The 515-nt window shown below is 61.0% G+C and carries 1 protein-coding gene; it reads right to left on the reverse strand.

Annotated features, from left to right (window positions below; genetic code table 11):
• Positions 1-17: 17 nt before the first annotated feature.
• On the reverse strand, positions 18-515 hold a 498-nt coding region (locus tag MD273_RS18920), incomplete at its 5' end, for a CorA family divalent cation transporter (protein WP_285229188.1).

A 515-nucleotide genomic window follows, 5' to 3' on the forward strand; every position in this document is an offset into this window, starting at 1 on the left:
CGGCAATTTTTCCCGGTTCAAAACCAGCCGCGCGAGCGCAGCCAGTAGATCGCCAGCACCATTGTCGCCAACATCACCACCAGCGCTGCCGGATAGCCGATCGCCCAGTGCAGTTCGGGCATCTTGTCAAAGTTCATTCCATAGATGCCGGCAATCAGCATGGGCGGGGCAAAAACCACCGAAACCACCGAGAACAGTTTCATGATGTTGTTCTGCTCGAGGTTGATGAGTCCGAGCGCCGAATCGAGCAGGAGGGAAATGTTGGAGGACACGAAGCTTGCATGCTCCGCCAGCGACTGGATGTCGTGGGAAACGATGCGGCAGAGATCCTTGGTCTGTTTGTCGTCGCGCACACGGCCGAGCGACTGGACATACGTGGCAAGGCGCGCCAGCGTCGTCAGGCTGTCGCGGGTCTTGCTGACCAGGCGGTGATAGGTCGAAATCTCGATCAGCCGCGATTCGAGCTCGGCCGGCGGGCGCCGGCGCCCGCGCGCACCTTCGCCGAAGACGGCGAT

This window comes from Marinobacter sp. C7, from assembly GCF_022343555.1.
In the GTDB taxonomy this organism is placed as follows: Bacteria; Pseudomonadota; Gammaproteobacteria; order Pseudomonadales; family Oleiphilaceae; genus Marinobacter.